This window comes from Faecalimonas hominis (assembly GCF_054660755.1).
Window position 1 is genome coordinate 1 of the sequence record NZ_BAAHSH010000041.1, and the last position, 10,042, is coordinate 10,042.

The following is a 10,042-nucleotide window of genomic DNA, read 5'->3' on the forward strand; positions in this document are numbered from 1 at the left end:
TCTTGACATAGGACCATACTCCTATATGTGTCTGGATATATGTCTGATTTGCTTTGTCCTTCTCCAACTTCTTTCTGAGAGACGTCATATATACCCTCAAAGAAGATATATCACTTCCAATTCCATTTGGCCATACCTTCTCCAAAATAAACTGATATGTAAGTACTTTTCCCACATTCTGTGCAAGAAGACATAAAAGACTGTATTCCAGCGGCATAAGATGAATTTCCACGCCCGAAACCTTCACTACCCCCGCGCTGTAGTCAATCATTAAATCTCCATTTTGAAACATGCTTTCATTTGTATTGTCCGTATGCATAATATACTGCACACGTCTTATTGTGGCACGAAGCCTTGCTGAAAGTTCGACAACACTGAACGGTTTTGTCAGGTAGTCATCTGCCCCCACATCTAATGCGGCAACTTTATCTCTCTCATCGCTTCTCGCACTGATAACAATAATAGGAACGACGGACCATGACCGGATTTTCCTAATCACTTCTATTCCGTCCATGTCAGGCAATCCTAAATCCATTAAAATTATATCCGGATTATTTGCTGCCGCAAGCATGATTGCCTGTTTTCCATTCTCCGCAGTGTCAAATTTATATTTTTCCATCTCCAAAGTCGTCACTATTAAGTTGCAAATTGGCTCATCATCTTCAACAACCAAAACATTTGGTTTTGTTCCTTTCATCATAACACAATCTCCTTCTGCTCCAACGCAAATCTAAATACTGTTCCGGTTGGTGCATTATCATATATTTTCAATTCGCTTCCATGCGCCTGAATAATCGCCTGGCATAGCGGAAGTCCAAGTCCCATTCCTCTTCTGCTGTCACTCACCGTATTATTTACCGTGTAATACATATCAAAAACTCTTTTCTTCTGTTCGGCAGTCAGTCCCTGTCCGTTATCTTTCACGGAAAATACTACTTTATCACCACATTTTTTTGCTCCTACTACAATTTCTGCACCTTTAGGTGTATATTTGACAGCATTATCCACGAGATTAATCAATACTTGGAAAATTAATTTCACGTCCATTTTTGCAATCAAAATTTCTTCACAGTCTATCATGATCTTCTGCTGTTTTCCACGGCGGTTAATATGCTTTAATGCCTCTTCAATCACTTCTTCCGCAACTTCTCCCTGGATATTTAATTCCATAGTTCCATTTTCAATCCTTGTCACGGAAAGCAGATTTTCCACAAGATTAATCAGCCACACGGAATCATCATAAATATCCTGATAGATTTTCTGTCTTTTTTCCTGCTTTAACTTTGTTTCATTCGTCATCAGATTTTCCGCATTGCCCGAAATACTCGTGAGCGGGCTTCTTAAATCATGGGAAATAGAGCGCAAAAGGTTCGCTCTCAGCCTCTCTTTTTCAAGCCGCATCTCCGATTCACTTCTCTGTTTGAGAAGTTGTTCCTTCTCCAGAGCCAGAACGCTTTCATGGATAATCGTTCCCATAATTCCTTTTTCAAATGTTCCTATTTTTTCTTTCTCCATATCTACCGCAATAACGGCGAACATTTTCTCTTCGCTTTGTATCGCAAGAAACATATAAGCGGATTCTCTCAAAATCTTTGTAGAAAATCCGGCATCTTCCTTATTCTGATAGCACCATTTTGCTATCGCAACATCTGATTCGTCAAGTTGTCTCGGATTATCATCTTTTTTATATGAGATGGGAATTTCCTTTACCGATGGTTCTCCCATATAGCAATAAATATTTTTCTCTAACAAGTTTCCTAACTGTTCTACTGTCTTTTGCATAATCTCCCTGGCAGTTGATGCCTCCTGCAAACTCCGGCTCGCCTGCAGCAGAAGTTCCGAGCGATATGATTTCATCTCACTTTCCTGCGCATAATTTTTAACCTTCTTTGTCAAAACTGAACAGGTAATTGAGGTGACAAGCATAACTCCAAATGTGATTAAATAATCCGGATTGTATACGGAAAAGGTGAAAATCGGATCTGCAAAGAAAAAGTTAAATGTAAGCACGCTCAGCGCACTTGCACACAGCCCCCAGCAATATCCGCTCGTCAGCAGCGCAACCATTATAACACCTAAAATATATATCATAATAAGGTTTGCGTCTGTAAATCCCAATATGGAAAATATGTACGCTATCAGTGTCGACAGAACAAGGCTGATCATACAATAGAAAATATCTTTTCCTATATAGGTGTATTTTGTTTCTTCCATACATATCCCCCTTTTCTTCCTTATTTTATACATAACGAACCCGACTTTCAAGTTTTACTTTTGTACAAGATAAATTCGCGCAAAAACTAAAGCCGCCTCATTTAGCATGGCAGTCAGAAGTCCGTATTCAAAAGTTGGAATTTCTCTTTTTTCTTCCAGCACAATTCCCATCACACCGTAGATTTCATCTCCCGTCTTGATTGGCAGATACATTGCATCTGCCTCAGGCAAAGTGTGCGTACAGCAGCCTGCTCTCTTTTTATTCGCCATAACCCAGTCTACTACCGCTCTTTCTCTCGGTGTCATCATTTTCTTTAACTCAGATTTGGACATTTCCGGTTTTGGAAACAGCCACGGCCCTGTCGTTTTTTCCCCTTTGCGGATATAAAAGACAACTGAAAGATTCATTAATTTCAACACTTTCTCACTCAGTTCCATCAAAAGTTCTCTTACCGTTTCTATTCTCCTCATTCTTCTGCTGTTATCCAATAAAAGTTGCGTCCGGTATACCATCTTCGCACACTCTCTTACCTGACGCCTCTCTCTCGAGATAATCGTCGTGATAATTATGGAAAATATCAACATCAGCGCAAAAGTAGCGCTGTATTTTCCACTGTAAAAATGAAAACTTTGAAATGGCGGCACGAAAAACCAGTCAAACAACAGCAGACTGATAATCGAGGAAGATACCGCAACATACCTTCGTTTTGTGTACAAGGATAAGAGAAGAATCCCCATAAGATATACCATGATAATATCCGCTTCCATAAGTCTGTTTTGTCTGAAGAAAAGACCGATTCCCGTAGCCGATGCAAGCATTAAAAATTCTTTGAGCAAATCCTTTGCCAGACCTTCAGATTTCTTAGGCAGCGTGAAAATTTCTCTCGTTTTCCGTCTGTACTTTGTCGTATCCGGAATGATAAATATATCCAGTTCCGGCATATATTCACTGATTTTGTCCGTGATAGTCCCCTTTTTCTGTCCAAACCATATGCGGTGATTCGTCCTTCCCAAAACCAGTTTTGTCACACTGCTTACCCTTGCATATTCAGCAATCTGAAACGCTACGTCCTCTCCAAATACGGTGACGATTTTTGCACCGAGCGCTTCCGCCAGATGAATATTTTTATCCCGTATCTGTTTCACCGAACTGTCAGCATTTTGTAGTTCCGGCGTTTCCACATATAACGCCGTAAATTTTGCATGAAAGGCATACGCCATTCTCGACGCACTCCGAATAACTTTCTCACAGGACGGTGCCGTTGAAATACAGGTCATAATATGTTCCCCCTGATATCCTTCACTTCCGTCCACATTTTCATTTAAGATTCGTTCCTGAAGCCCCAGCCTGTTTACCTTGTCCGCCATTCGCCGAAGGGCGATTTCCCTTAAGGCAATTAATTTCTCCTTTGCAAAAAAGTTCTGCAGTGCCCTCTCCGCCTGCACGGTTTTGTAAATTTTACCTTCTTTTAAGCGGGTTATCAGTTCGTCAGGCTCGATGTCAATGAGTTTTACCCTTGTCGCCTCGTCAAAAACAAAATCCGGTATTCTCTCTTTTACATGGATTTTTGTAATACTTTCCACAACGTCATTAAGGCTCTCCAGATGCTGAATATTTACTGTCGTATACACATTAATTCCCGCATCTAAAATTTCCTCGATATCTTCATATCTCTTTTGATGACGCATACCCTTCGCATTTGTGTGGGCAAGTTCATCAATCAGCACTGCCTGCGGTTTTCTTTTTAACACCCCGTCAATATCCAGTTCCCGCAGTTGAATTCCTTTGTATTCCACCATAAGAGGGGGAAGTTTTTCCAGTCCTTCCTCCCTCGCACTTGTTTCCGGTCTTGCGTGGGGTTCAATATACCCCGCTACAATGTCCATTCCCTCTTTCTGTAATTCATGAGCCATATCAAGCATGGCACATGTCTTTCCTACACCTGCCGCATATCCCAGAAAAATACACAATTTTCCCTTTTTATCATTTTCTTTTTGCTTTTCTGCCGCCTGAATCCTCTTTAACAGTTCTTCAGGATTTGCTCTTTCTCCACCCATATTTCTCTCCCAAATACATTTAGGGAGGCATAAACCTCCCTTTTTTATTCGCCTATTGCCTCTGCAATATCAATATTACATTGAAGAACATTTACGGTTTCCTCACCGAAAATACCAAATAATTTATGTGTTGTGTTTTTCTCTACAATCTCTTCCACTTCTTTTTCTGACAGACCACTGCTTGCCGCTACAATAGGAAGTTGGATTTTTGCCGACTCGGGACTGATATGAGGATCAAGTCCTGAACCCGATGCCGTGAGCATATCTGCAGGAATTTCTCCTTTAAACTCTTCTCCCGTCGCTTTTTTATAGCGTTCTTTAAATGCCTTAACATCTTCCTCTACACGTTTTTTCAAGTCTTCATTTGTGGCACTGTAGTTGTAACTTCCTGAAGCCACTCCCGTGTAATCACCATTTTCTTTTTCTTCTTCTGTGTATGTATTATAGTCTACTACAGAAACTCTTCCGTGAAAATATTTATCTCCCTCAAATTTCTGTCCGACTACTTCTGAGCCTACCGCTTCTCCTTCTGCCTTCACAATACTTCCGTTTGCCTGTTTCGGAAAAACTGCCTGCCCTATTCCTGTAAGAAGAAACGGATATGCAACACCACATATAACAAATAATGCAACCGTAATAACTATTGCCCTCTTTATATATTTTCCAAAGTTTTTCATTTTCTCACCTCATATTATAATCCTAATAATGCCAGTAAAGGCGTTACCAAAATATCAATCAGTTTAATCGCAACAAACGGAACGATCACTCCGCCTAATCCGTAAATGCCCATGTTTTTCATCAGCATTTTTTCCGAACGCATCGGTTTGTATTTTACACCACGCATCGCAATCGGAATCAGACACGGAATAATAATCGCATTAAAAATCAATGCAGATAAAATTGCGCTAAACGGTGTGGACAGATGCATAATATTCAGTACTTCCATTTGAGGAATAACTAATGTAAACATCGCCGGAATAATCGCAAAATATTTTGCCACGTCATTTGCAATACTAAATGTCGTCAATGAACCTCTTGTAATTAAAAGTTGTTTTCCGATTTCTACAACTTCCAAAATTTTTGTCGGGTCTGAATCCAGGTCAACCATGTTCGCAGCCTCTTTTGCCGCTGTTGTACCGCTGTTCATCGCAAGTCCTACATCTGCCTGCGCAAGTGCCGGTGCGTCATTTGTTCCGTCACCCGTCATCGCTACGATTTTACCTTCCGCCTGTTCTTTCTTGATGGCATCAATTTTATCTTCCGGTTTACATTCAGCGATAAATCCGTCTACCCCTGCTTCTTTTGCAATCGTCGCTGCAGTCAGCGGGTTATCACCTGTACACATAATCGTTTTAATACCGATTTCACGAAGGCGCTCAAATCTTTCCACAAGTCCCGGTTTTACCGTATCTTTTAAATAAATCACACCATAAATTACATTTCCGACACACACTACCAAAGGTGTTCCTCCCAAACTGGAGATATCGGTAACAATGCTTTCCAAATCTTCCGGTATTTCACCGTTATTTTCCTGCACATATTTTTTAATGGCATCATAAGCACCTTTTCGGATTCTTGTTCCGTCTTTTAAGTTTACTCCGCTCATTTTTGTCTGTGCAGTAAATTCTACGAATTCCATCTGGTCTTTCACTTCGTCTTTAATCTTTGTTCCAAGACGTTTTCCCAATTCGACTACGGATTTTCCTTCTGGTGTCGCGTCGCATAAAGAAGTCATTACACTATAGTCAATTAAATCTTCTTTGCTTTTTCCTTTCACTTCCCGGAAATCCGCTGCAAGACGGTTTCCATAAGTAATTGTTCCTGTTTTATCCAAAATCATCGTGTCCACATCACCGCAGGCTTCCACCGCTTTTCCTGACATGGCGATAACGTTAAATCGCGTTACTCGGTCCATACCTGCGATTCCGATTGCAGATAAAAGACCTCCGATTGTTGTCGGAATAAGACAAACAAGAAGGGCAATCATTGTTGCCATCGGAATTTTTACCCCTGAGTAATCCGAGAAACAATATAATGTCACAACAACAATCAGGAAAATAATTGTCAAACTGACAAGTAATGTATTTAAAGCAATCTCATTAGGTGTTTTCTGTCTGGAAGCACCTTCTACAAGTGAAATCATCTTATCGAGGAAAGATTCTCCCGGCTCAGAAGTAATTTTAATTTTCAGCCAGTCACTGACTACTGTTGTTCCTCCTGTTACGGAAGAAAAATCTCCTCCCGCTTCACGGGTTACCGGTGCCGACTCTCCTGTAATTGCTGACTCGTCTACTGATGCAACTCCTTCTATAACCTCTCCATCATTTGGAATAACTTCATTTGTTCTTACAATAACAATATCACCTTTTTTTAATTCAGACGCATTAATCAATTTTTCTGTTCCGTCTTTTAATAATAAAGTTGCCATTGTATCTTTTTTTGTTTTTTTCAATGAATCTGCCTGTGCTTTTCCTCGTCCTTCTGCCACAGATTCCGCAAAGTTTGCAAATAAAATAGTGATAAACAAAATCACGGTTACTATTCCGTTGTAAATGCGAAGTCCGCTGTCGTCTCCAAAAATTGTAGGGAAAAATGTCATTATCAAACTGATGACAAATCCCACTTCAACGACAAACATGACCGGATTTTTCATCATATATTTAGGATTTAATTTTTGAAACGCACCAATAATGGAAGTTTTCAAAATATCCTTTGTAATAAATTTTGTTTTTTTCTCCTGTTTTTCCATTTTCATCGTAATCCTTTCTAACTCCTATTACAACCATAATGATAAATGTTCCGCAATTGGTCCCAATGCAAGTGCAGGGAAAAATGTCAGTGCGGCAAAAATGTAAACAACGATTACTAATACCACAACAAAAATAACATTATCCGTACGCAATGTACCAACTGTTTCATTTACACGGCGTTTCGCAAGTAAACTTCCGGCAATCGCCAACTGTGCAATCATTGTAATATATCTTCCAAAGAACATGGCTAAACCTGTTGTAATATTCCAAAATGCAGTGTTATCTGCCAAACCTTCAAATCCGGAACCGTTATTTGCTGCGGAAGAAGCGTATTCATATAAAACTTGAGATAAGCCGTGAAATCCTCCGTTCGTAATTCCTTCAATTCCCGCACCGGTCATAACCGCAAGCGCTGAAAATCCTAAGATTAAAAGCGGGTGGATAATTAAAACAAGTGCCACCAGTTTCATTTCTTTTCCTTCAATCTTTTTCCCAAGATATTCAGGAGTTCGTCCGATCATCAATCCACAAAGGAATACTGCCAAAATCACATACATGATCATGTTCATCAGACCGACACCCTTACCGCCAAACACACAGTTCAGCATCATATGTAACATAGGAACGAGACCTCCTAAAGGTGTCAGAGAGTCGTGCATGTTGTTGACCGTACCGGTTGTAAATGATGTAGTCGTTGTCGTAAAGAGTGCCGACTGTGCAACGCCAAATCTCGTTTCCTTTCCTTCCATATTTCCTACGTCCTGATTTACTCCCGCCTGCTCTAAAACCGGATTTCCTGCTTTTTCTGCCTGGAAACATAAAATAAGGCCGACTAAGAATAAAATGGACATTGCTGCAAAAATTGTTCTTCCCTGATTTCCCAAAAGCACTCTCTGTGTTTTTTTCTTCTCTTTTCTTCTCTGCATTGTCATTTTTCCAAAAGTGACAACACATGCTCCCGGAAGTATCATCATACTTAATAACTCAATCAGGTTTGAAATAATTGTCGGATTTTCAAATGGCATTGAGGAGTTCGCTCCGAAAAATCCTCCACCGTTTGTTCCGAGATGTTTTATACTTTCCAAAGCGGCCACAGGTCCCATCGCTAAATCCTGATAATTTCCTTCAAGCGTTTTTATCGTCTGATTTGCATCAAGTGTCTGTGGAACTCCCTGCCAAATTAAAAGTATACCTATAATAATGGAAAACGGAATTAAAATACGTGTTATAACTCTTATCATATCTTCATGAAAATTACCCACATCTTTTTGTTTTCCTGCCAGTCCTCTGCAAAATGCCATACATGCTGAATATCCGCTGGCCGCTGACACAAACATCATAAAAATAATGACCGTCATCTGACTTAAATAAGAAAGTCCTGACTCACCCGCATAATGCTGCAGGTTTGTATTTGTCATAAAACTGATAATTGTATTAAATGAGAGTGTCGGATCCATTGCCTCTATTCCATTTGGATTTGCAAATAATACTCCCTGTAATCTTAAAATAACATACCCTACAAGTACCATCACCGCGTTGGTTATCAGTAAATGTAACGCGTATTGTTTCCAATTCATTCCCTCTCTGCTGATTCTTAGAACTTTATAAATTCCCCCGTCAAGTCTGTCAAACAGCGGATCAGCAAATGTTCTCTGTTTTGTTGCTATATGGTACATGTAAGTTCCCATAGGAATTACAAGAACCAAAAATATAACTAGCGTCAGTGCAATCTGTAACATGACTTTTTTCCTCCAAATTTATGTATCTTTTATAGTTTTTCCGGATAAATCAACGCATAGAACAAATATCCGGCAAGTAATAAAATAAGAATAATTAATAGTATCATTTCTCTTCCTCCCTTATTGTAGCAGTACCTACCTGCTTTTCACACCAGTCAACCAGTAATTTCATACTGCCAAAACAAACTGCCAGAATTAAAATCATTAATAAATCCATAACTAATCCCTTCCTTTTTCTTTCCTTTCTAGCAGAGATTATAATAGCACAAAAGATTTTAAATCAGTATTATAATACAGAGCCTTAATATTAAAATCGTATTAAAATTTAAGTGGATTGTATACAAAAAAGATTGCGCAACTGCGCAATCTCACACAAAATATATTTTACCCCAACGCTACGTCTAATATCATCATCACTAAAAATCCAACAATAAATCCAAGCGTCCCCGCTTTTCCCTCCTCGCCGTCCGCTCCCATATGCGCTTCCGGAATCAATTCCTCCACAACAACATAAATCATTGTCCCCGCTGCAAACGCCAGAAACACCGCAATGGAGGATTGTGTTATATTCGCAAAGACTGCCGCCAAAACAGCAAAGACAGGTTCTACAACTGCTGTCATGCTTCCTATTAAAAATGCTTTTTTCTTCGTCATTCCTTCTTTCATCAAAGGTAATGCCACTGCTGTTCCCTCCGGAAAATTTTGAATGGCAATTCCTATCGTCAACGCAATTGCCCCGGACATTAACGCTATATCTTCTCTGTTTTGACCTGCCAAGGCAAATGCAAGCCCTACCGACATTCCCTCCGGAATGTTATGAACGGTAATGGCAAGAACAAGCATAGATGTACTTCTCTTTAATGTAATCGGTTTCTTCCTCTGTCTTTTATACCACTTCTGCAATAAAAAATCCGCCGTCAGAAGTGTCATGACGCCCAAAAGAAAACCACCTGTAATAACAAGCCAGTCAACCTGATCATTTTCCTCTGCAAACTCTATTCCCGGAAGCAGCAGTGACCATACCGATGCCGCAATCATCACCCCTCCTGCAAACCCCAAAAATCCATTTTGCCAATTTTTGCTTATCTGTCTTTTTACAAAAAAGATACCTGCCGCTCCCAACGTTGTCACCGTAAATGTAACCAAACCTCCCAAAAAGGCGAAAAAAATTCCATTCATACTACTCACACCTCCGCTAGTAATATATGAATGGAATTTTCTTTTGACACATTTATGAAATTTCTTTCAGCGCCTTTTTATTGTAAAAACACAATAAAAATC

8 protein-coding genes are annotated in these 10,042 nt (G+C 39.7%); all 8 read right to left on the minus strand.

Annotated elements, in window-relative coordinates; genetic code table 11:
* The coding region (locus ACYQ35_RS07850; protein ID WP_459831973.1) for a response regulator transcription factor at positions 1-700 on the minus strand (700 nt) is incomplete at its 3' end.
* A complete protein-coding gene (locus tag ACYQ35_RS07855; RefSeq protein ID WP_459831976.1) occupies positions 697-2,214 on the minus strand; it encodes a DUF4118 domain-containing protein in 1,518 nt (505 codons plus the stop codon). The genes ACYQ35_RS07855 and ACYQ35_RS07850, both read right to left, overlap by 4 nt.
* 54 nt (positions 2,215-2,268) lie before the next feature.
* A complete protein-coding gene (locus ACYQ35_RS07860; RefSeq protein WP_459831981.1) occupies positions 2,269-4,272 on the minus strand; it encodes a DUF4118 domain-containing protein in 2,004 nt (667 codons plus the stop codon).
* Between the two features lie 44 nt (positions 4,273-4,316).
* Complete coding sequence (gene kdpC / locus ACYQ35_RS07865; protein ID WP_459831986.1) at positions 4,317-4,949, minus strand: potassium-transporting ATPase subunit KdpC; 633 nt, start codon at positions 4,947-4,949, stop codon at positions 4,317-4,319.
* 14 nt (positions 4,950-4,963) lie between these two features.
* Entirely contained in the window at positions 4,964-7,021 is a 2,058-nt protein-coding gene (gene kdpB, locus ACYQ35_RS07870) for a potassium-transporting ATPase subunit KdpB (protein WP_040449653.1), read from the minus strand.
* A 27-nt stretch (positions 7,022-7,048) separates the two neighbouring features.
* Entirely contained in the window at positions 7,049-8,761 is a 1,713-nt protein-coding gene (kdpA, locus tag ACYQ35_RS07875; protein ID WP_459831989.1) for a potassium-transporting ATPase subunit KdpA, read from the minus strand.
* A gap of 29 nt (positions 8,762-8,790) precedes the next feature.
* Complete coding sequence (kdpF, locus tag ACYQ35_RS07880; RefSeq protein WP_084667667.1) at positions 8,791-8,868, minus strand: K(+)-transporting ATPase subunit F; 78 nt, start codon at positions 8,866-8,868, stop codon at positions 8,791-8,793.
* 277 nt (positions 8,869-9,145) lie between these two features.
* Positions 9,146-9,940, minus strand: coding sequence for a ZIP family metal transporter (locus ACYQ35_RS07885; protein WP_459831992.1), 795 nt, complete (start codon positions 9,938-9,940; stop codon positions 9,146-9,148).
* Positions 9,941-10,042: the final 102 nt, after the last annotated feature.